At 31.9% G+C, this 21,072-nt stretch carries 23 protein-coding genes and 1 tRNA gene; 15 read left to right on the top strand and 9 right to left on the bottom strand.

Annotated features, from left to right (window positions below):
- Position 1 precedes the first annotated feature (1 nt).
- Together C7H52_RS12035 and C7H52_RS12030 are read right to left on the bottom strand one after the other, a co-directional pair.
- Entirely contained in the window at positions 2 to 349 is a 348-nt protein-coding gene (locus tag C7H52_RS12035) for a hypothetical protein (RefSeq protein WP_106464153.1), read from the bottom strand.
- 3 nt (positions 350 to 352) lie between these two features.
- A complete protein-coding gene (locus C7H52_RS12030) occupies positions 353 to 718 on the bottom strand; it encodes a YtxH domain-containing protein (protein ID WP_106464321.1) in 366 nt (121 codons plus the stop codon).
- A 190-nt stretch (positions 719 to 908) separates the two neighbouring features.
- On the opposite strand from C7H52_RS12030, the gene C7H52_RS12025 reads away from it, so the two are divergent.
- Complete coding sequence (locus C7H52_RS12025) at positions 909 to 2,273, top strand: NAD-dependent succinate-semialdehyde dehydrogenase (RefSeq protein WP_106464152.1); 1,365 nt, start codon at positions 909 to 911, stop codon at positions 2,271 to 2,273.
- Positions 2,274 to 2,414: 141 nt separating this feature from the next.
- Here C7H52_RS12025 and C7H52_RS12020 read toward each other — a convergent pair whose 3' ends face one another.
- Entirely contained in the window at positions 2,415 to 3,869 is a 1,455-nt protein-coding gene (locus C7H52_RS12020; protein WP_106464151.1) for an SLC13 family permease, read from the bottom strand.
- An 89-nt stretch (positions 3,870 to 3,958) separates the two neighbouring features.
- Positions 3,959 to 4,033 (bottom strand) — tRNA-Pro (locus tag C7H52_RS12015).
- Positions 4,034 to 4,161: 128 nt separating this feature from the next.
- Between C7H52_RS12015 and udk the strand changes: the two genes are divergently transcribed.
- The 14 genes from udk (at position 4,162) to C7H52_RS11945 (ending at position 16,252) form a co-directional block, all read left to right on the top strand.
- Positions 4,162 to 4,770, top strand: coding sequence for a uridine kinase (gene udk / locus C7H52_RS12010; protein ID WP_106464150.1), 609 nt, complete (start codon positions 4,162 to 4,164; stop codon positions 4,768 to 4,770).
- A 2-nt stretch (positions 4,771 to 4,772) separates the two neighbouring features.
- Positions 4,773 to 5,075 carry an FtsB family cell division protein gene (locus tag C7H52_RS12005; RefSeq protein ID WP_106464149.1) on the top strand — a complete coding sequence of 101 codons (303 nt, stop codon included), beginning with the start codon at positions 4,773 to 4,775 and terminating at the stop codon, positions 5,073 to 5,075.
- On the top strand, positions 5,068 to 6,435 hold the full coding sequence (locus C7H52_RS12000; protein ID WP_106464148.1) for a methylmalonyl-CoA mutase subunit beta: 1,368 nt from the start codon (positions 5,068 to 5,070) through the stop codon (positions 6,433 to 6,435). The genes C7H52_RS12005 and C7H52_RS12000 overlap by 8 nt, the downstream gene beginning before the upstream one ends.
- A gap of 18 nt (positions 6,436 to 6,453) precedes the next feature.
- Positions 6,454 to 7,146: a hypothetical protein gene (locus C7H52_RS11995; RefSeq protein WP_106464147.1), complete on the top strand. Its 693-nt coding sequence runs from the start codon at positions 6,454 to 6,456 to the stop codon at positions 7,144 to 7,146.
- 5 nt (positions 7,147 to 7,151) lie between these two features.
- Positions 7,152 to 9,278, top strand: a complete 2,127-nt coding sequence (gene scpA / locus C7H52_RS11990) for a methylmalonyl-CoA mutase (protein WP_106464146.1) — start codon at positions 7,152 to 7,154, stop codon at positions 9,276 to 9,278.
- Positions 9,271 to 9,819 (top strand): hypothetical protein, encoded by a 549-nt coding sequence (locus C7H52_RS11985; protein ID WP_106464145.1) that lies wholly within the window; start codon positions 9,271 to 9,273, stop codon positions 9,817 to 9,819. Before scpA ends, C7H52_RS11985 begins: the two co-directional genes overlap by 8 nt.
- 78 nt (positions 9,820 to 9,897) lie before the next feature.
- Positions 9,898 to 10,662, top strand: coding sequence for a ParA family protein (locus tag C7H52_RS11980; protein ID WP_106464144.1), 765 nt, complete (start codon positions 9,898 to 9,900; stop codon positions 10,660 to 10,662).
- A 2-nt stretch (positions 10,663 to 10,664) separates the two neighbouring features.
- Positions 10,665 to 11,576 carry a ParB/RepB/Spo0J family partition protein gene (locus C7H52_RS11975; RefSeq protein ID WP_106464143.1) on the top strand — a complete coding sequence of 304 codons (912 nt, stop codon included), beginning with the start codon at positions 10,665 to 10,667 and terminating at the stop codon, positions 11,574 to 11,576.
- Positions 11,566 to 12,150, top strand: coding sequence for a DUF5683 domain-containing protein (locus C7H52_RS11970; RefSeq protein ID WP_106464142.1), 585 nt, complete (start codon positions 11,566 to 11,568; stop codon positions 12,148 to 12,150). Before C7H52_RS11975 ends, C7H52_RS11970 begins: the two co-directional genes overlap by 11 nt.
- Before the next feature lie 12 nt (positions 12,151 to 12,162).
- Positions 12,163 to 12,861 carry a 4-hydroxy-tetrahydrodipicolinate reductase gene (gene dapB, locus C7H52_RS11965; protein ID WP_106464141.1) on the top strand — a complete coding sequence of 233 codons (699 nt, stop codon included), beginning with the start codon at positions 12,163 to 12,165 and terminating at the stop codon, positions 12,859 to 12,861.
- Positions 12,862 to 12,940: 79 nt separating this feature from the next.
- Positions 12,941 to 14,626, top strand: coding sequence for a signal peptidase I (gene lepB, locus C7H52_RS11960; protein ID WP_106464140.1), 1,686 nt, complete (start codon positions 12,941 to 12,943; stop codon positions 14,624 to 14,626).
- A gap of 9 nt (positions 14,627 to 14,635) precedes the next feature.
- Positions 14,636 to 15,307 carry an outer membrane beta-barrel protein gene (locus C7H52_RS11955; protein WP_106464139.1) on the top strand — a complete coding sequence of 224 codons (672 nt, stop codon included), beginning with the start codon at positions 14,636 to 14,638 and terminating at the stop codon, positions 15,305 to 15,307.
- Between the two features lie 11 nt (positions 15,308 to 15,318).
- On the top strand, positions 15,319 to 15,945 hold the full coding sequence (locus tag C7H52_RS11950) for a WbqC family protein (RefSeq protein WP_106464138.1): 627 nt from the start codon (positions 15,319 to 15,321) through the stop codon (positions 15,943 to 15,945).
- The gene (locus C7H52_RS11945) at positions 15,932 to 16,252 is read left to right on the top strand and encodes a DUF6122 family protein (protein WP_106464137.1); all 321 of its coding nucleotides are present in this window, start codon (positions 15,932 to 15,934) and stop codon (positions 16,250 to 16,252) included. The genes C7H52_RS11950 and C7H52_RS11945 overlap by 14 nt, the downstream gene beginning before the upstream one ends.
- Before the next feature lie 5 nt (positions 16,253 to 16,257).
- Here the strand turns inward: C7H52_RS11945 and C7H52_RS11940 are convergent, their stop codons facing one another.
- From C7H52_RS11940 to C7H52_RS11920, 5 genes are read right to left on the bottom strand one after another with little or no spacing between them, the layout of a single operon-like run.
- A complete protein-coding gene (locus tag C7H52_RS11940; protein ID WP_106464136.1) occupies positions 16,258 to 17,277 on the bottom strand; it encodes an endonuclease/exonuclease/phosphatase family protein in 1,020 nt (339 codons plus the stop codon).
- Between the two features lie 43 nt (positions 17,278 to 17,320).
- Positions 17,321 to 18,175, bottom strand: coding sequence for a rhomboid family protein (locus C7H52_RS11935; RefSeq protein ID WP_106464135.1), 855 nt, complete (start codon positions 18,173 to 18,175; stop codon positions 17,321 to 17,323).
- Complete coding sequence (locus C7H52_RS11930; RefSeq protein ID WP_106464134.1) at positions 18,175 to 18,924, bottom strand: rhomboid family intramembrane serine protease; 750 nt, start codon at positions 18,922 to 18,924, stop codon at positions 18,175 to 18,177. The genes C7H52_RS11935 and C7H52_RS11930 overlap by 1 nt, the downstream gene beginning before the upstream one ends.
- Before the next feature lie 3 nt (positions 18,925 to 18,927).
- A complete protein-coding gene (mutL, locus tag C7H52_RS11925) occupies positions 18,928 to 20,787 on the bottom strand; it encodes a DNA mismatch repair endonuclease MutL (protein ID WP_106464133.1) in 1,860 nt (619 codons plus the stop codon).
- A 1-nt stretch (position 20,788) separates the two neighbouring features.
- Positions 20,789 to 21,070 carry a riboflavin synthase subunit beta gene (locus tag C7H52_RS11920; RefSeq protein ID WP_106464132.1) on the bottom strand — a complete coding sequence of 94 codons (282 nt, stop codon included), beginning with the start codon at positions 21,068 to 21,070 and terminating at the stop codon, positions 20,789 to 20,791.
- Between the last annotated feature and the right edge of the window lie 2 nt (positions 21,071 to 21,072).

The raw sequence follows: 21,072 nt of genomic DNA, 5'->3' as shown, positions 1-21,072 counted from the left end.
ATTAATTAAAGAATTTTTCTGATAAAGTTCTAATTACTAAAGTTTCCAAAGATTTTCTAAGAAGATACATTAGTAATCCTAATAGGATAAAAATACCTGCAACGATTAAGAAACCATATGCGGGATTATTAAATAAACTCCCAATGGCTAAAGCAGAATAAATTGCTAAAAATAAAAAGGCTATAAATAAAAGACTACCTATAGCAAATAGTTTTGCGAATAGACTAATTGAAAAACTAACCTGCTGAAATATTTTAAGCCTAAAATATTGGCGAGAAGTCTTTATATACTTCTCACCAAGATCTGTAGCTTTATCTGTTGTGTTATGCAAATTTTCAAAAACACTCATAGATTATGATGTTTTTTGTAAACGCTTATTTTTAGCTTTTAAATCTGCCAATTTCTTTTCTAAGCCTGTAATCACATCATCTGCTTTATAACTACCTTCAGTAATTAATGCGTCAATATGTTGCTCTACTGTATGCTTTTTATTTCCAAATGTATTTAAAGCACTATCTTTAAAAGCAGATGCGTTTTCAGCGATAGTATTTTTTAATTCTGTAGCAGAACTAGCAATCTTATCTTTTGTTGAATTAGCTTCTTCAGAAATTCTTCTTCTAGTTTCGCTTCCTTTATCTGGTGCGAATAAAATTCCCAAAGCCGCTCCCGCAGCTGCACCTAATAATAATCCTAAAGTTGTGTTTCCATTATTGCTCATAACTGTTGTTTTTTTTAATTTAAAGAAAATCACTATTAATTTTCCCTAATGTAAAATTAACATTTAGCTTCTCTAATACTCTTAAATTGGACTTAAATGAATGATAATAATTTGTTAAACCCTTTAAAAACTTAAAAACCTAACAAATAATTATAGAATTTTACGATAGTCACAATATAAAATCAATTTTATGAGTCATTCAGTAACTACAGTAAATCCATATACACTTAAAAACATTAAAACTTATCAAGTTCAATCTAAAGAAGATGTCATGAAAGCTTTAGATAAATCTGATAAAGCTTTTCAAAAGTGGAAACTTGTAGAAATAGAAGAAAAAACAGAATTATTATATAAAGTAGCTGAAATTCTTGAGGCTAAAAAACATGATTTTGCTCTATTAATGACTCAGGAAATGGGAAAACCTATTTCTGAAAGCATCGCCGAAATTGAAAAATGTATGTCTTTATGTGATTTTTATGCTGCAAATGCCGAATCTTTTTTAAGTGACGACATTATCGAAACAGAAGCCTATGAAAGTTTTATTAGTTACGACCCATTAGGAACCATACTTGCAGTTATGCCTTGGAATTATCCATTTTGGCAAGTTTTTAGATTTGCTCTACCAAACTTAACTGCTGGAAACACAGCTTTACTAAAACATGCATCTAACGTGACAGGTTGTGCTTTAGCCATACAAGATATTTTTATTGAAGCTGGTTACCCTAAAGATGTTTTTCAAACCTTAGTTGCTCCACATGAGACTATAGAAGAACTTATAAAAAATGATAAACTTAAAGCAGTTACATTAACTGGTAGCGAAAAAGCAGGAAAAAGTATTGCTGAGCAGTGCGGGAATCTCTTAAAAAAAACAGTTTTAGAACTTGGTGGTAATAATGCTTGTATTGTTTTAAGTGATGCCGATTTGGATAAATACTTAGATGAAATGGTTTCTGCAAGATTTCAAAATACTGGGCAAAGTTGTATAGCTGCCAAAAGATTTATAGTAACCGAAGGTATCTATGATTCATTTATTGATCAATTTACCAAAAAAGTAAGAGCACTAAAAATTGGAAATCCAGAGGAAAACGATACAAAAATTAGTATACTAGCTAGACCTGATTTAGCTGAGACTTTAAAACAACAAATTGACTCTTCAGTTAAAGCTGGTGCCCATGTTTTATTTGGTAACGATGTCTTAGATGCGTATTTTGCACCAACTATACTTACTAATGTAAGTCCAGAAATGTCGGTATTTAAAGAAGAAACTTTTGGACCTGTTGCTGCTATTATTAAAGTAAAAGATGAAGATGAAGCTTATGCTCTTGCCACTAATTCTAGATTTGGATTAGGCACAATGGTATTTACTGAAAATATTGAAGCTGCTAGAAAAAAAATTATTGATATTCCAGACGGTGCCTTCTTTATAAATTCTATGGTAAAGTCAGATCCACGACTACCTTTTGGCGGCACCAAAGCTTCCGGTTATGGACGTGAGCTTAGTAAAGAAGGCATGTTAGAATTTTTAAACGTAAAAACAGTATTAATTAATAAATAATCAACCCTTATGAAATTTGTAAAAGAAGAAGAAAACGAAACTAGAAATTATATTTTCCAGAAAGATTCGAAAACAAAAAAGACAACTACTTTTGTTGCCATTATGCTTGTTATTTTGGTAATTGCCGTAATTGCTTCAGGACTATATTTTAAATGGTTCTAAGTCCCAGAGTAAAGGCAATATAAAATATACAGCAACGGTTATTATTATGATAGAGATAAGATTTAAAACAAATCCTTTTTTTACCATATCCTCTATTTTTATATAACCCGAACCAAATACTACTGCATTAGGCGGCGTTGCTACTGGAAGCATAAATGCACAAGACGCCGCTAATGTTGCACCTACCAATAAAAAATAAGGATGCAATCCTACTGCAGTTGCTATAGAAACCAAAACAGGTAATAGCATTGCTGTAGTTGCTAAATTAGATGTTATTTCCGTTAAAAAATTAACTGCTGTAATTAAAACAAGTAACAATAAAAACAAATGTAAATTACCTAAGGCAGACAAATGGTTTCCAATCCAAACAGCTAAACCGCTGGTTTCAAACCCAAGTGCTAAGGCCATTCCACCTCCAAATAATAAAATAATACCCCATGGTAATTTTACGGCATCTTCCCAATCTAAAAGTGCTGTACCGCTTTGTTTAGAAGGTAATAGAAATAATACTAATGCAAATCCTATTGCTATAATAGTATCATCTATTTCAGGTAACCATCCTTGTAAAAGAAAAGATCTAGTAATCCAACAAAACGCAGTAGTTCCAAACACAATTAAAACCAATTTTTCTTCAAAAGTAATTGGGCCTAATTCCTTTATCTGCCTTTTTATCTCTGCCTTTCCACCTGGAAAAGTTTTTCCTTTAAAATCAAAAGCTATTCGAGTTAAATAGTACCAACATATTACTAATAAAACAGTACTGATAACTATTCCAAATTTAAACCACTGTAAAAAAGAAATTTCTACATTATAGGTTTGCTTAACTATACCAGCAAAAACAAGGTTTGGAGGCGTACCTATTAAAGTTGCGATACCACCAATTGAGGCACTATAAGCAATTGCAAGCATTAGTGCTTTACCTAAAATAGAGGTTTCATTTTGTAGGGTTGTAGGATTATCTTTTAACTGAATTACTATCGCCATTCCAACAGGCAAAATCATTACAGCAGTAGCCGTATTGGAAATCCACATCGATAAAAACGCAGTTGCAAGCATAAAACCCAGAATAATATTTGACATGTTTGTGCCCACTACATTTATGATATGTAAGGCTATTCGTTTATGCAATTTCCATTTTTCAATTGCAATTGCAATAATAAATCCACCTATATATAGAAACACATATTTATGACCATAAGACTCTGTCGTTTCACTAAGATTCATACCATTAGTTAAAGGAAATAAAACTATAGGTAGCAATGCTGTAACAGCTATTGGCAAAGCTTCTGTTATCCACCAAATTGCTATCCAGCTTACCGAAGCCAATACAGCATTAGCTGGAGCACTTAAGCCTTCTGGATGAAAAAAAAGTAAAATAAGAACGAATACTAATGGTCCTAAAAACAGCCCTATTTTACTTTTTAATTGAGACATACGTGTGGTTTGTTTAATGTGAAGTATAAAAGTAATTAATTTTTGACATCACATAAAAAAAAGCTCCAGCGATATGCTGAAGCTTTTTGTCGGGGTGGCAGGATTCGAACCTGCGACCTCCGCGTCCCAAACGCGGCGCGATAACCGGGCTACGCTACACCCCGAAAATGGTTATCTGTTCTCAAAACAATTACTGTTTTAAGAGGTGCAAATATATACTTTTATTTTAAGTTTAAAACAAAAATTATATATTTATTAATCTTAAATTTGTAATCACAAAAAAAGAGGACAAATGCTAATTATTGGAATTTCTGGAGGTACTGGATGTGGTAAAACCACCGTTGTTAATCAAATTATTAACGAACTACCTGAAAATGAAGTAACTGTATTATCTCAAGACCATTACTATAAAGACACTTCTAATTTGTCTTATGACGAACGTACCAAAATAAATTTTGATCATCCAAATTCTATAGATTTTGACCTATTGCTAGAACAATTAAAAGAATTAAAATCTGGAAAAACAGTACAGCAGCCTATATATTCTTTTGTTGAGCATAACAGAACTGGTGAAACGGTTGAGACAGTGCCGAGAAAAGTAGTTATAGTTGAAGGTATTTTGGTATTTACCAATCCTGCCTTAAGAGAATTGTTCGACATTAAAATTTACGTACAGACGGATAGTGATGAGCGTTTAATTAGACGTTTAAAAAGAGATATCACAGAGCGTGGTAGAGACTTGGATGAAGTTTTAAACAGATATCAAGATACTTTAAAGCCAATGCATCTTCAATTTATAGAACCAACCAAAGAGTTTGCAGATATTATCGTACCTAATAACCGCTACAATACAGTGGCTGTAGATATTGTAAAAACAATTATTAATGAAAGACTTCAATAACTTTGTTAAAGTATTTTAAAAACATATATGTAATTATATTCATTCTATTTTTAGTCTGGATGCTTTTTTTGGACGCCAATTCGTTCTTAATTCATAACGATTTAAATACTGAAATTAACGAGTTAGAAGATGAAAAAGAATTTTATCAAGAAGAAATACTAAAAGACAAAAAAGCCTTTAAAAAACTAAATACAGAGTTTGGTATTGAAAAATTTGCAAGAGAAGAATATTATATGAAACGTGACAATGAGGATATTTATATTATTGAATATACAGATTCTTTAAAACTTAAAACTAATGAGTAATTCTAATTTATTTTCAGATTTTAGCGAAGTATCGACTAAAGAGTGGAAACAGAAAATACAGTTTGATTTAAAAGGCAAAGATTATAACGATACTTTGTTATGGGAATCTAATGAAGGTATTCATGTAAAACCTTTCTATAACCAAGACGACTTAGCACAATTACAATTACCTGAATTAAATGCTGACACATTTAGTATTGGACAAGTCATTTATGTTAATGATGAAAAAAAGTCCAATTTTAATACTTTAAATGGAATAAAAAATGGGGCTGAAACCATAAAATTCATTATACCTAACGACAACATTAATTTAGAGGTGTTATTAAAAGACATCGCTCTAGACCAAATAAACATACATATTGAAACATTATTTTTATCTGAAGATTACGTAAAAAAATACACTACTTTTTTTCAGCATAAAAACATCAGCCTACTTCAAGATTGCATATACCAATTGGTAAAAGACGGAAATTGGTTTTCATCTAAGGAGGAAGACTTTAGACAATTTAAAGCCATTTGTAAAATTACGAAAACCTTTGCTGTAAATGGAACACTTTATAAAAATGCAGGCGCAAATCATATACAGGAATTGGCATATATTATAGGGCACTTAACAGAATATCTTAATCTTATTAATGAAGATGATAGTCTAAAAAATCAATCCTATTCTATTCATATTAATTGTGCAATAGGTTCAAATTACTTCTTTGAAATAGCGAAACTAAGAGCGCTAAGGTGGTTGAGTGAGAGTTTACTTGAAGATTTTTCTATAAAAGCGGAGCTACTTATTAACGCCACACCAACTTCAAGAAACAAAACGCTTTACGATTATAACACTAACATGTTACGAACTACAACAGAATGTATGAGTGCTATTTTAGGTAATGCTAATACGATTTTTAATTTACCTTACGATGCTATTTATCATAAATCAAATGCATTTGGAGAACGAATTGCGAGAAATCAGTTATTAATTTTAAAACATGAAAGTTATTTTAATGAGGTTTCTAATGCTTCAGACGGCTCCTATTACATAGAAAATTTAACACATCAATTTGCCGAAAAAAGTTTAGCTATTTTTAAAGAAATTGAGGCTTCAGGAGGTTATATTACTCAATTAATTTCTGGAACTATTCAAAGAAAAATAAAAGAAAATGCTCAAAAAGAACAGCTTCAGTTTAATGAAAAGAAATTGGTTCTATTAGGCAGTAATAAATTTGCAAACTCTGAAGACCTTATGAAAGATCAATTGGAGTTATACCCTTTTGTGAAGCAAAATCCTAGAAAGACTTTAATAGAACCCATAATTGCCCGACGCATTTCAGAAAATTATGAACAAGAACGATTAAAACAAGAGTAAAACAATTAAAATTTAATTATGAAAACACCATTTTTTAGCTTAATTCTTATTGTTATTTTAACTTTATCTAGCTGTAATCAAAACAAAAAAAACCAATTAGAGTATAAATATAGTAGTGAAGCTCCAATGGTAAAATGTGATTCTCCAGATAGTCTTTTGGTAAACGAAGCCATTTATGAGTTTGAGAAAAACCTGAATGCCGCTTTTAATAAAGATGGCAGAAATACAGCAAGAATCTACACCACATTTATTAACCAAATTATACAAAAGAGATTTGTAGTAAATGAGTTTGCTACGCCTCATAGTTTAGAAATAGCTAAGGCATTAAATCAAAGTAGTGTTTTTAAAAATGAAACATTTGATGTAAACAGTGACCTATCTAATTGTTTGTTTAATTCTATTAAAAATAACAATTTAAGGACATCCTTAAACTCATTAAAAAAAGCAAATAGCTTAAGGGACAATGTATTATTACCTACATTTCAAAATGAAGCTCGAAATTTTTATAATGATAAATATATAAGTACAATTTTAGCGCTTAAATACTATTACCCGTTATTAGTTAAAATGGAGGAAAAAGATTTAGTTGAAAAGCTAGATGCGACGCCCCAAAATGGCACTATAAACTTTAATAAAACACCAAACACCAATCAAACCATAAAGCCACAAATTAAGGCAGAACAGCCAGGACACGAAGGACATAACCATTAAATAAAATGAGTAGGAAAAATCTTCAACATATCAAATTAAATTCTCTTAAACACAAACAATCTTCGGAATCGCACGATATTTTTAAAACTGCTGAAAACATAGAAGTTAAAAAGCATTATTCTAAAAAAGATATCAAAGATATAGAGCATTTAAACTTTGCTGCCGGAATAGCTCCTAACCTAAGAGGACCTTATAGTACGATGTATGCTATACGACCTTGGACTATTAGGCAGTATGCTGGATTTAGTACTGCCGAAGAAAGTAATGCTTTTTATAAGCGAAATCTGGCTGCCGGACAAAAAGGTTTATCGGTTGCTTTCGATTTAGCTACGCATAGAGGTTATGATAGTGACCACGAACGCGTCGTTGGAGATGTTGGTAAAGCTGGAGTTGCTATAGACAGTGTTGAAGATATGAAACTGCTTTTTGACCAGATTCCTTTAGATAAAATGTCGGTTTCAATGACTATGAATGGCGCCGTACTTCCTATAATGGCATTTTATATTGTGGCTGCGGAAGAACAAGGCGTAAAACCAGAACAATTATCTGGTACCATACAAAATGATATTTTAAAGGAGTTTATGGTGCGTAATACCTACATCTATCCTCCTACGCCAAGTATGCAAATTATCTCGGATATTTTTGAATATACGAGTAAAAACATGCCAAAATTTAATAGTATAAGTATTTCCGGTTACCATATGCAAGAAGCTGGTGCTACTTGCGACATAGAACTGGCTTATACCCTTGCTGATGGATTAGAATACATCCGTAAAGGTTTAGCAGCAGGAATGGATATAGATACTTTTGCTCCAAGATTGTCTTTTTTCTGGGCCATAGGAATGAATCATTTTATGGAGATTGCGAAAATGAGAGCGGCTCGAATGTTATGGGCAAAATTAGTAAAGCCTTTTAATCCTAAAAATGAAAAGTCTTTAGCTTTAAGAACACATTGTCAAACCAGTGGTTGGAGTTTAACAGAGCAAGACCCCTTTAATAATGTAGCACGAACTACTATTGAAGCAGCTGCGGCTGCATTTGGAGGCACTCAAAGTTTACATACCAATGCTTTAGATGAAGCGATTGCGTTACCTACCGATTTCTCTGCACGTATTGCAAGAAATACGCAAATATATTTACAAGAAGAAACACAAATTACTAAAACAGTAGATCCTTGGGCTGGTAGTTATTATGTGGAACATTTGACCAAAGAAATTTCTGAAAAAGCCTGGGAATTAATTCAAGAAGTTGAAGAACTTGGTGGAATGACTAAAGCTATTGAAGCAGGAATTCCAAAATTACGCATAGAAGAAGCTGCAGCAAGAAAACAAGCTCGAATAGACTCTGGTCAGGATATTATAGTTGGCGTTAATAAATATAAATTAGATCAAGAAGATTTAATTCAAACTCTAGAAGTAGATAACCAAACGGTTAGAAAACAGCAAATAGAAAGCTTAAAACGTTTAAAAGCTAATAGAAATACTCAAAAAGTAACTGAAGCTTTACAAGAGTTAACTCAAGCTGCTAAAGACAAAAAAGAAAATTTACTACACCTTGCGGTTAATGCAGCGCGAGAACGCGCAACTTTAGGTGAAATTAGCGATGCTCTCGAAGAGGTTTTTAGTAGACATAAAGCACAAATAAAATCATTTTCAGGTGTGTATAGTAAAGAAATAAAAGACGACGACAGTTTTAAAAAGGCACAAGACTTAGCTGATAAATTTGCAAAACAAGACGGTAGAAGACCACGAATTATGATTGCAAAAATGGGGCAAGATGGTCATGACCGTGGGGCCAAAGTGGTTGCAACTGGTTATGCCGATGTAGGTTTTGATGTAGATATTGGTCCACTTTTTCAAACACCACAAGAAGCTGCCAAACAAGCGGTGGAAAACGATGTACATGTGTTAGGTGTATCTTCTTTAGCTGCTGGTCATAAAACTTTAGTGCCTCAGGTCATTGAAGAATTAAAAAACTATGGTCGTGAAGATATAATGGTTATTGTTGGCGGAGTTATACCAAAACAAGACTATGAGTATTTATTTGAAGCTGGAGCTGTAGCGGTTTTTGGACCTGGAACTAAAATTAGTGATGCTGCAATTACCATTTTAGATATATTAATAGATGAGTAAATACATCTTATTCATATCCATATTATTTTGTCTTAAAGGTTTTGCACAAAAAGAAGGGCAGATTTTTTGTGAAGGAGATAAAGATGAACCATTTTTCATGCTTTGGCAGGGAAAAAAAGTAATTCTATGGCAAAACACACATTATATTGAAAACTTTAAAGGGTTTAAAAAAATTAAAGATAAAACCTACTTAGAGTACGAACAAATTTGGGAAAATGGTTCGACTAATACACTATTATTACGTGAATCTAAAGGTATAGTCTATCAATACGAAACATGTTGCGAAGAAGAAACAATTCGCATGCCAAAAAACCCAAAACCAGGAATGACTTGGAAAACTGCTGATGGGTTAGCTAGTTATGAGATTGTTTCAGTGGACAAAGAATTAAAAACAAACGTTTGTAACTATAAAGGCTTGTTAGAGTTAAAGTTAATTCTACCCGATGTTACTTTTCACTTTTATTATTTAAAAGGTTATGGGTACGTTGGTGCCACAGTGTTTAACGAATTAATTTCTGAAGTTGTACCGCGACTAAAATAATTTTAATTGATGTTAACAACTTCCATTTTATAAACCCATAAATAATTGTATTTTTACCTTTTAAATGAAATCAATTTAATGGGTAAAATTATAGCTGTTGCTAATCAAAAAGGTGGTGTTGGTAAAACAACAACATCGGTTAATCTTGCCGCTTGTTTAGGCGCTTTAGAGAAAAAAGTGTTACTTATAGATGCCGATCCGCAAGCCAATGCGACTTCTGGTTTAGGAATTGATGTAGAGCAAGTTGAGATTGGTACTTACCAGTTACTGGAACATTCGGCAAGTGCAAAAGACGCTATTGTTAAAACCAGTTCTCCTAATTTAGATGTTATTCCTGCCCATATAGACTTAGTCGCTATCGAGATTGAACTGGTAGATATGGACGAAAGAGAATATATGCTTAAAAAAGCATTGGAGCCCATAATTAATGACTACGATTTTATTTTAATAGACTGTGCGCCTTCATTAGGCCTATTAACACTAAATGCTTTAACTGCATCAAATTCAGTTTTAATTCCTATACAGTGCGAATATTTTGCTTTGGAAGGTTTAGGTAAATTATTAAATACTATAAAAAGTGTTCAAAAAATTCATAATCCGCAATTAGATTATGAAGGTTTATTATTAACCATGTACGATAGCCGATTACGTTTATCTAACCAAGTGGTAGAAGAAGTACAAAAGCACTTTAGTGATATGGTATTTCAAACTATTATACAACGAAATGTACGTTTAAGCGAAGCGCCAAGTTATGGAGAAAGCATTATAAACTATGATGCTGCAAGTAAAGGAGCTGAAAATTATTTAAGCTTAGCGAAAGAAATTATTACTAAAAACGCTTAATTATGGCAAAAGCAGTAAAAAAACAGGCTCTAGGTAGAGGTTTGTCTGCATTATTAAAAGATCCAAGCAACGATATATCTTCAGTAAACGATAAAAATGCCGATAAAGTTATTGGTAATATTGTAGAATTAGAATTAGGTGATATTGAAATGAACCCATTTCAACCAAGAACCAGTTTTAATGAAGAATCGTTACGTGAATTAGCTTCATCTATAAAAGAGTTAGGCGTTATTCAACCTATAACCGTAAGAAAACTAGGTTTTAACAGTTACCAACTGGTTTCTGGAGAACGTCGTTTTCGTGCTAGTAAAAGTATTGGTTTAAAAACTATTCCTGCCTACATTCGTATTGCAAATGACCAAGAAAGTCTAGAAATGGCTTTAGTGGAAAATATCCAACGTCAGGATTTAGACCCTATAGAAATTGCATTGTCTTACCAGCGTTTAATAGACGAGATTCAGTTAACACAAGAGCAAATGAGCGAGCGAGTGGGAAAAAAACGTTCCACAATTGCTAACTATTTACGTTTATTAAAGCTAGATCCTATTATTCAAACCGGTATGAGAGATGGTTTTATCTCTATGGGTCACGGACGTGCCATAATTAATATTGAAGACCAAAGTGTACAATTAGATATTTACGAGAAAATATTAAGCAACAAACTATCTGTTAGAGACACAGAAGCTTTAGTTAAAAGTTATAATGCCACAGATAGTATAGAACTTCCTAAGAAAACAAAAGAAACTTCAGACTTACCTAAATACATAAAAAAAGGAATAAAAGAGTTTTCAGAATACTTTGGTCATAAAATTGACGTTAAAGTTTCATCTAATGGTAAAGGTAAAATCACGATTCCATTTCATTCAGAAGAAGATTTTAACCGTATAAAAAAACTCGTTGAGCGTGACCAATAAAATCATTTTTTTATGTTTTATTTTGAGTGGTTTTTATAGCCTAGCACAGAATGAAGATGCAAAAATAGTCACAGAAACTGAAGATGTTTTGGTGGTTAGTGACTCTACCGCATTTATTAAGAAAGAATACGATGCGCTTTCTCCTAGTAAAGCTGCCTTTTACTCTGCTGTGCTTCCTGGTTTAGGTCAGGCTTACAATAAAAAATATTGGAAAATTCCTATTGTATATGCCGCAATCGGTACAGGAATTTATTTTTATGTGACCAACAATAATCAATATAATGACGTTAGAGATGCCTATAAAAGGCGTTTAGCAGGTTTTCAAGATGATGAGTTTCAAGGTCAATTAACCGATGACGGACTTCTGGAGGCTCAAAAAACCTTGCGCCGAAATAAAGAATTATCCTTATTAATTACTTTTGGTTTATATGCATTAAATATTATTGATGCCAACGTAGATGCACACTTAATGCAATTTAATGTTAATGACGATTTAAGTTTTAAGCCACATTATAAGATTGAAGAATTTGATAATAAAGGCAGGTTTGGACTAACATTAAACTATCAATTTTAATTAATTTTTTAAATGAAAATAGCTTTACTAGGTTATGGAAAAATGGGTAAAACCATTGAAGCTCTAGCTATACAAAGAGGTCATACTATTGTTATAAAAACATCTCAAATTGATAATGTAGATATTACGCAAGCCGATGTTGCAATAGACTTTAGTATTCCAGAAGCCGCATTTCATAATATTTCTACATGTTTTAACAACAATATTCCTGTGGTTTCAGGTACGACTGGCTGGTTAAAACAATTTGATACCGCTGTAAATTTGTGTCACGAAAAAAAGGGTGCTTTTATTTACGCTTCTAACTTTAGTCTGGGCGTTAATTTGTTTTTTGAATTAAATTCTAAATTGGCTCAAATGATGTCACAGTTTGAAGATTATAAAGTGAATATAGAAGAAATTCATCACACACAAAAATTAGATGCGCCAAGCGGTACCGCTATTACTTTAGCCGAAGATATTATAACAAATCAAAAACATTATACCAAGTGGTCTTTGGAAGACGAAGCTAGAGCTTTACCTATTGAAGCTAAACGTATTGAAAATGTTCCTGGGACACATATAGTTACTTATAAAAGTGACATTGACACGATAACTATAGAGCATGAAGCACATAACAGAAACGGATTTGCTTTAGGCGCTATTGTAGCTGCGGAATGGCTAATTGGTAAACAAGGCGTTTATACCATGAAAGACGTGCTAAATTTAAGTTAACAACCAATATATTTGTAACAAAATACCATATTTACAGACTTACTGTAGCAGTTAAGTCAATCTATTAAAATATTATCTCATGAGTTTAGAAAGCTGGATCCTATTATTTTTCGTTATACAAGTATTACATGGCTTAGCCACCTTTAAACTTTATGTAAAAGCAGGAAGAAAATCTTGGGAAGCGTTTGTCCCTGTCTACAATGCGGTTATTTTAATGAAAATTATTAATAGACCTTGGTGGTGGACCATACTTTTATTTTTACCTATAGTTAATCTTATAATGTTCCCTGTTATTTGGGTAGAAATTGCAAGAAGTTTTGGGAAACACTCTACTACAGATACTATTTTAGCCATTGTAAGTTTAGGGTTTTACAGTTTTTATTTGAGCTATGCATTAGATTTAACTTATATTGAAGACAGAGATTTAAAACCAAGAACAGATGCTGGTGACTGGATAAGCTCTATTTTATTTGCTATTGTAGCAGCTACAATTGTACACACCTATTTTATTCAACCCTTTGTAATACCTACATCTTCTTTAGAAAAAACACTTTTAGTGGGCGATTTTCTTTTTGTAAGTAAATTTCATTACGGTGCAAGAACACCTCAAACAGCAGTTGCATTACCAATGGTACACGATGCTATACCCGGGACAACTATTCCGTCTTACCTAGAAAAACCACAATTACCTAAATTTAGATTTCCAGGATTTCAAGATATTAAACGTAATGATATTGTAGTTTTTAACTGGCCTGTAGATACGTTAGTAGATATTACCAATCCGTATGGGGAAGTAAAAAATAAACCGTTAGATAAAAAATCTAATTATGTAAAACGTTGTGTTGGTTTACCGGGAGATTCTTTAGAAATAAAAAATGGTTTCGTTTATATTAATGGAAAACAAAATAATCTTCCGGATCGTGCTAAGCTTCAATTTTTCTATACAGTTGTTTTAAAGAATGGTGTTTCACAAGCTTTTATAGATCAATATAAAATTACTGAGTACAGTCGTGTTTTTCAAATGAAAAAATCCATGTATGAAGATGAAAGACTTCAAAATTACTTCAAAACCAATAACCTTAATTTAAAAACGGTTAGTGATGATGGTGAAACTATTGCTTTTACTGGAAATGTATCTCAAGAGGTTTATGATAAATTAAATCTAGACTTTTCTGATAAAGCATTAAATGTAAATCTTACTGAGGATTTAGCCAAAAAACTTAAAAATAACCCGAACGTTATTTCTGTAACTAAAGATTTAGCTTCTGGTGCAGATTCGGAGATTTTCCCTAAGTCACCTGACTATAGTTTCAACCGTGATTTTTTTGGTCCTATTTATATACCACAAGCAGGAAAAACAGTTCAACTTAACCTGGATGTTTTACCACTTTATCAACGTATTATTTCTGTTTATGAAGAAAATGATTTAAAAGTAAACGGTAATCAAATTATTATAAATGGGAAATCAGCAACCAGTTATACCTTTAAGATGGATTATTACTGGATGATGGGTGACAACAGACATAACTCTCAAGACGCAAGAGCTTGGGGATTTGTACCTCAAGACCATATTGTAGGAAAACCTGTAATGGTTTGGATGAGCTGGGATAGTAATGCTACCGGATTAAATAAAATTAGATGGGAACGTTTGTTTACCACTGTTGGCGGTAATGGAAAACCAACCTCTTACTTGGTTGTCGTATTACTTCTTATTGCCAGCTATATAGCATATTCAAAATTTAAAAAGAGAAAGAAAAAACATTAAATACTAATCATGAAAAAAATTAGCTTAATTATAGTTTTAACTTTCGTGTTTCAAAGCATTTATGCTCAGACAGGGAATTATTTCGGAGTTAATTCAGGTTTAACTGTTTCAAATTTTAGAGGGAACGAAGAAGCAGAAAAAAATGAAATTGGATTAAATTATTTATTAGGAATAAATTTAGAAATTGGAATAGTTAAAAACTTAAGTATTTCTGCATCTATTAATTTCCACAATAAAAGTGTCTATCGAGATTTAAAAGAAAACCCTTTACGGGACGAAAACAATGTCATTATTTCTAATGGATTTGAACGTCAAAAGACAACAATTAATTATTTTTCTTTTCCTATAATGGCAAAATATAATTTTGGTTCAAATCATGATTATTTTATTAATGGAGGTGTTTTTATCGATTCATTAAATGACATTTCTGCTCGTATAGATGGTGAAAATGTATCGGACCGAGGAAGCGAGCAATTTTTGCAACCTGTAGATTTTGGAGTTGCTTTTGGGATAGGTAAAGGATTTAAATTTGAAAATGGAAATCGCTTAAATTTAGAATTTAGAAACCACTTAGGTCTAATAAATATAAGTAAAATTGAAGGCGAAGAACTATATACAAATTCATTTTTCTTACAAATTCAATATCAATTTAAATTGAAAAAACATTCTACTAATTCTTAGATAATTTATTTTTGAATAGTTTACTCACTCCTACTCCATTTCCTAACTGTTCCAGTTTTGCCGTAATAGCTCAATCTGATTCAGTTACATTTGAAATGTGTGATAACTTTCAGAAACAAACCTACAGAAATCGTTTTCACATATATGGCGCTAATGGTAAGCTTCAGCTAAATATACCTGTCATTTATTCTCAAAAAAACAGAACACTTTACAAGGATATTAAAATTTTTAATACTGAAAAATGGCAGACAAATCATTGGAAATCATTTGAATCGGCTTACAAAACTTCGCCATTTTTCGAATTTTACGAAGATGAATTAAAGCCGTTATATTCGAAGACTTTTGAGAATTTAATGGATTTTAATCTTGCAAGTATTCAGGTTATTTGTGAATGTCTTCAATTAGACCTTAAAACTTCTAAAACTACTCGTTTTGAAAAAGAAATCGATACTAAAACAGATTACAGATTTCTAGCAGAGCGAAACTCTAAAGGCTTTGATTTAGCACCTTACCATCAGGTTTTTGCTGAAAAACACGGCTACATAAATAATTTAAGTATTTTAGATCTATTATTTAATGAAGGTCCAAATGCCTTAATATATTTAGAATCTCAACAGTTACCTCATGCTCCGACTTAGCATCCATTATGGTATTCATTTTTTCCTACCACTAGGAATTGCTTTATTTTTTTATAAACCTAAATTTTTAAAAGTCTATTTTATTTTTCTCTTAGGATTCTTAATAGATTTAGATCATTTGGTAGCCACACCAGTTTTTAGTCCAGACCGTTGTAGTATTAATTATCATTTTTTACATAGTTACTTAGCAATTTCTATTTACATATTAGCCATATTTTGGGAAAAAACCAGACTAATTGGAATAGGTTTAGTTTGTCATATCATTGCAGATACAACAGATTGTATGTTATTAAACTCTGGTTTCTAAAAAAATTAGAATGATAAGCTGGTTTTTATAGGATAATGATCCGATAATTGGACATCATAAGTTCTATAATTATTAACTGTAAAAGCTTCATCCACTAAGATAAAATCAATTCTTAAAGGGAAAAATTTGAAATTAAAAGTTCTACCGAATCCGTTTCCTGACTGTTTAAAAGTATCTTTCATCTCTCCTTTAATACTTCGATAAACATATGAAAACGCTGTATTGTTAAAATCTCCAGAAATGATGGTTTTGTATTTACATTGCGCTTTATGCAGTAAAAAAAGTTCCGATTGAAACTGCTGCATTTTAAAAGTTTTACCCACACCCATAAACACTTCTTCCGACTCGGAAGTGGTTAAGTCTTCAACTTTCTTATCGATTTTTAAAGATTGTAAGTGTATGTTATATACACGAATCGTATCTTTTTTAACAACTACATCGGCAAATATGGCATTATTGGCTGTCTCCGGAAATTCTACAGATCCCGAATTTACAATGGGAAATTTAGAAAATATAGCTTGGCCATATTTTATTTTATTCCCCTTAATACTTTCATATTTATATTTATAACTAGATAAATCAACTTCTTTTGTGGGATGATATTCCTGAATACACAATACATCCGGTTGCTCTTTTTTAATAAACGCCTCAATTTTTTTCTGAGTGCCTTCTTCTGGAATCCAATCATATAAGTCGAATAAACGTACATTATAATTCATCACGCTTAAACTCTTTGAAGAAGGTTTCTTATCTGAATTTGAAAATTTATATAGTGAGCCAAACAAAAACACACCAAACGCTACAACCACTAAAGATAAAATCATTTGCCGCTTAATTTTAACTAGCCAATACACAAAAAACAACACATTTAAGAGCATTAATAGTGGTAAGCCTAAACTTAAGACAGAAAGGATTGCGAAATTTTTTGGAGGCATTAGAGGCAAAAAATAAGCCAATAGCAATACAAACGCCACAATAGAATTAGCGATAAAAAGTATTTTGTCTATAAAATTTAAATTTTTCAAATGCTCTATATTATTTCAACATAAATTACTTAAAACCAAACACTCATTTCCCTGCTCTAAATAAAAAATCTTTTTCAGCTTTGGTTAAGCTATCATAACCACTTTTACTAATCTTATCTAAAATGGTATCTATTTGTTTTTGTTTATTTAAATCTTTAAACTCTTTTTGAGCAAGCGTATCTTTCGATTTGTTTTTATACACGGTTTTAAATTGATGTGTTTTTTTAGAACTAAACCAACCTGAAACAGTGTCCATAAATCTGCCAAACCCAGCTCCAATATCTGTACCTTGTGCTAATTGCTTAGCATATACAAAACCTAAAAGAGCACCGCCTAAATGTGCCAGGTTTCCACCAGCATTGTTTCCCATAATACCTATTAAGTCTATAACAACTATTGCTATACCTATATAATAAAGTTTAATATTAAATGTAAAAAAACGTACCTCTTGGTTTGGCATGTAAGTACATAAAAAAATAAGTAAGGCACGAACTGCTGCAGAAGCTCCAATTAAATAAGCCGAAGTAGCAAATACTTGCGGAAAAAGATTGTATCCTAATAAAAATAACACACCTCCAGATAAAGCTCCAAGAAAATAAATATTAAGTGCCGTCTTTATATTGAATAAATTTAAAAACATGCGCCCAATAAAATAAAGCCAAAGCATATTAAATAAAAGGTGTAAAAAATCGTAATGTAAAAAGGCATATGTTAATATACTCCAAGGTTGAATTATTGTCTCTGAAAATGTACTTTCCAAACGCAGCCATTTCAATACCGGCAATAAAACCGGTTTAAAAAGTAAAACGACTACAAAAATAGCCGTGTTTATAACTATGAGTTTATCTAAACCATTTAAACGCTGATATTTATATTTTAGATCTTCTAAAAATGCCATTAATCTGCACGGTATTTATTAAAACTATTTTTTTTCCAGTACCACATAATTATAAAACCAACAAGTGCTCCACCAACGTGAGCCAAGTAGGCTGTATTACTTGGACTAAAAAATGACTGTCCTGAAAACGCTGAAATGATGTCTAAAAGTATAATACCAGGAATAAAATATTTTGCCTTAACAGGAACAGGAAAGAATATAAGCATTAATTCTGCATTAGGGTTCATAACCCCAAATGCTGCAAGTATTCCCATAATACATCCCGATGCACCAACCATAGAACCATTAAAGATAGTAAAAGCTTTTTGTAACTCGCTTAACTGTTCTCCAGATATGGTACTTGGCACCTTGTTTTCTGTAATCATCTGGATAATATCAGACCTGTTAAACCCAGATTCCATTATACCATTTACAGTGCTTGTAAAATCAAAATAATTAAATCCTACCTGAAATAAAACAGCGCCTAAACCAGCAGAAAAATAAATAAATAAAAATTTATTTCTACCTAAGTTTGCTTCAACCGCGCTACCGAACATCCATAACGCAAACATATTAAAAGCAATATGCATAAAACCGCCATGCATAAACATATGGGTAACAATTTGCCAGAATTGAAATTTTTCACTTTCTGGAAAGTATAATGCAAACCATTCATAAAATAAATTTCCACCACCAATACTAATAGTTCCTACAAAAAATAGAACATTAATTATAATTAGGTGCTTAACAGTATCTGTAATACGCATCATAATTTATACAAATTTTTTATCCAGTTCATCTACCGTCATAGTAATAAACGTGTTTCTATTACTTGGTGAAATTGCAGGTTCTTTGCAAGCAAATAAACTATTGACTAAGTGTTCCTGCTCGGTATGATTTAATTTTTGTCCATTTTTAATAGATAAGCTTTTTGCTAAAGACTTCGCTATTAAGTCGGTTACACTAAAATTAGCATCCGGAACTTCATTTTCAACATCACTTACTAATTGTTCCAATAGAATAGACACTTCACTTTCTGGGACACTTACAGGTACTCCTGTAATCTCCACTGATTCTTTTGTGATGGCTTGAAAAATAAATCCAGTGTACTCTAAATCTTGTTTTAGTTGTTTTATAACCTCTATGTCTTGTTTAGAGAAATGAAGCACCAACGGAAACAAGAGTTGTTGACTCATGGCTTCCTTTACCGTGATATGCTTTAAAAAATCTTCATACAAAACACGTTGGTGTGCTTTATTTTGATCGATTAATAACATACCTGATTTTATAGTGCTTATAATATATTTATTGTTAAGCTGATAGGTACTGTACGTAATTTCATCTTTAACCGTTTCGTTATAAATTGAAATTTTTTCAGGTTCACTCTCAAATTCTACTGCACTAAATTGATTGGCAGTATCATTACTTTTGGATTCTAAACCCACATACAAACTTTCCCACTGCGCTGAAGGCTCTTTTTTGAAAGAGTTTTTATGAGTTGGAGCATTGTTTGCAATCGTTTGTTTTTCAGCTGAAAAAGGATTAAAACCTCTATCTACTTCCACTTTAGGATGATGAACTTTAGTTGTATTGTAAGCGGTATCTAAATTTGAATCTCTTTCAAAGTCCAAAACTGGTGCAATATTGAATTGCCCCAAACTATGCTTTACTGCAGAACGTAAGATAGCGTATAGTGTTTGCTCGTCGTCAAACTTAATTTCGGTTTTAGTAGGATGAATGTTAATATCTATACTTTGCGGATTAACCTCTAAGTATAAAAAATAAGTAGCATGGTAGCCTTCTTTTAATAACCCTTGATATGCTGCAGCAATAGCATGGTTTAAGTAGGCACTTTTTATAAACCTATCATTCACGAAAAAGTATTGTTCTCCTCTCGTTTTTTTAGAGTATTCAGGCTTACCTACAAATCCGGAAATTTTAACAATTTCGGTAGTTTCATCTACCGGAACTAATTTTTCATTGGTTTTATTACCAAAAACATTTACAATACGTTGTCTGTAATTACTTACTGGTAAATTAAACAATTCACTACCATTATGATAGAGTGCAAATCCAATATTAGGATGTGCTAAAACAACCCGATGAAACTCATCAATAATATGGCGCAACTCAACTGCATTCGATTTTAAGAAATTACGACGTGCAGGAATATTAAAAAATAAATTTTTAACTGCTATACTTGTTCCCTTTGGCGTAACAACAACCTCTTGAGAAGTGACCTGGCTACCTTCTATTACAATACAAGTTCCTACTTCTTGAGAATCTTGTTTGGTTTTAAGTTCTACATGGGCAATTGCAGCAATACTTGCTAAAGCCTCACCTCTAAATCCTTTAGTATTTAAAAGAAATAAATCTTCTGCCGATTTAATTTTGGACGTGGCATGACGCTCGAAACTTAGTCGTGCATCGGTATCGCTCATCCCAACACCATCATCTATAACCTGAATAAGCGTTTTTCCAGCTTCTTTTACAAGAAGTTTTATAAAAGTCGCCTTAGCGTCTATAGCATTTTCTAAAAGTTCTTTAACCACAGATGCTGGTCGTTGCACGACTTCTCCTGCTGCAATCTGGTTAGCAACGTGGTCTGGTAATAATTGTATAATATCTGCCATATTAGTTTTTGAAGAATATGGAAAGGTCAAAATCTATAATAAATAAAGCTACGAGAAGTAAGACTAAAAATATAATAAGAAAACGTTTGGCACTGGCTTTATCTGTATTATTTTTATAATCTTCTATTGCACGATTTAATTTTTGTCTAAAATTAGGCGCATCACCAACGGTTGTTCTAAAGTCATCAAACTTATGTTTTATTTCATAAGGATTTCCATCTCCTTTATAAAAACGAGGCTCGTAACTAAATTTTTTATTTTTTCTGCGTTTTAAAAGTCCCATAA

The organism is Aurantibacter aestuarii (assembly GCF_003008425.1).
Classification (GTDB): Bacteria; Bacteroidota; Bacteroidia; order Flavobacteriales; family Flavobacteriaceae; genus Aurantibacter; species Aurantibacter aestuarii.
This window is presented reverse-complemented; position numbering and strand designations above follow the sequence as displayed.

Bases quoted from the DNA above. Each gene is read 5' to 3' on its own strand.
- C7H52_RS11975 (WP_106464143.1), top strand. From the start codon at position 10,665: ATGGCAAAAGCAGTAAAAAAACAGGCTCTAGGTAGAGGTTTGTCTGCA.
- C7H52_RS12030 (WP_106464321.1), bottom strand. From the start codon at position 718: ATGAGCAATAATGGAAACACAACTTTAGGATTATTATTAGGTGCAGCT.
- C7H52_RS11930 (WP_106464134.1), bottom strand. From the start codon at position 18,924: ATGATGCGTATTACAGATACTGTTAAGCACCTAATTATAATTAATGTT.
- udk (WP_106464150.1), top strand. From the start codon at position 4,162: ATGCTAATTATTGGAATTTCTGGAGGTACTGGATGTGGTAAAACCACC.
- C7H52_RS11995 (WP_106464147.1), top strand. From the start codon at position 6,454: ATGAAAACACCATTTTTTAGCTTAATTCTTATTGTTATTTTAACTTTA.
- mutL (WP_106464133.1), bottom strand. From the start codon at position 20,787: ATGGCAGATATTATACAATTATTACCAGACCACGTTGCTAACCAGATT.
- C7H52_RS12035 (WP_106464153.1), bottom strand. From the start codon at position 349: ATGAGTGTTTTTGAAAATTTGCATAACACAACAGATAAAGCTACAGAT.
- lepB (WP_106464140.1), top strand. From the start codon at position 12,941: ATGAGTTTAGAAAGCTGGATCCTATTATTTTTCGTTATACAAGTATTA.
- C7H52_RS11980 (WP_106464144.1), top strand. From the start codon at position 9,898: ATGGGTAAAATTATAGCTGTTGCTAATCAAAAAGGTGGTGTTGGTAAA.
- C7H52_RS12020 (WP_106464151.1), bottom strand. From the start codon at position 3,869: ATGTCTCAATTAAAAAGTAAAATAGGGCTGTTTTTAGGACCATTAGTA.
- C7H52_RS11985 (WP_106464145.1), top strand. From the start codon at position 9,271: ATGAGTAAATACATCTTATTCATATCCATATTATTTTGTCTTAAAGGT.
- C7H52_RS11955 (WP_106464139.1), top strand. From the start codon at position 14,636: ATGAAAAAAATTAGCTTAATTATAGTTTTAACTTTCGTGTTTCAAAGC.
- scpA (WP_106464146.1), top strand. From the start codon at position 7,152: ATGAGTAGGAAAAATCTTCAACATATCAAATTAAATTCTCTTAAACAC.
- C7H52_RS11945 (WP_106464137.1), top strand. From the start codon at position 15,932: ATGCTCCGACTTAGCATCCATTATGGTATTCATTTTTTCCTACCACTA.
- C7H52_RS12000 (WP_106464148.1), top strand. From the start codon at position 5,068: ATGAGTAATTCTAATTTATTTTCAGATTTTAGCGAAGTATCGACTAAA.
- C7H52_RS11920 (WP_106464132.1), bottom strand. From the start codon at position 21,070: ATGGGACTTTTAAAACGCAGAAAAAATAAAAAATTTAGTTACGAGCCT.
- C7H52_RS11935 (WP_106464135.1), bottom strand. From the start codon at position 18,175: ATGGCATTTTTAGAAGATCTAAAATATAAATATCAGCGTTTAAATGGT.
- C7H52_RS12025 (WP_106464152.1), top strand. From the start codon at position 909: ATGAGTCATTCAGTAACTACAGTAAATCCATATACACTTAAAAACATT.
- dapB (WP_106464141.1), top strand. From the start codon at position 12,163: ATGAAAATAGCTTTACTAGGTTATGGAAAAATGGGTAAAACCATTGAA.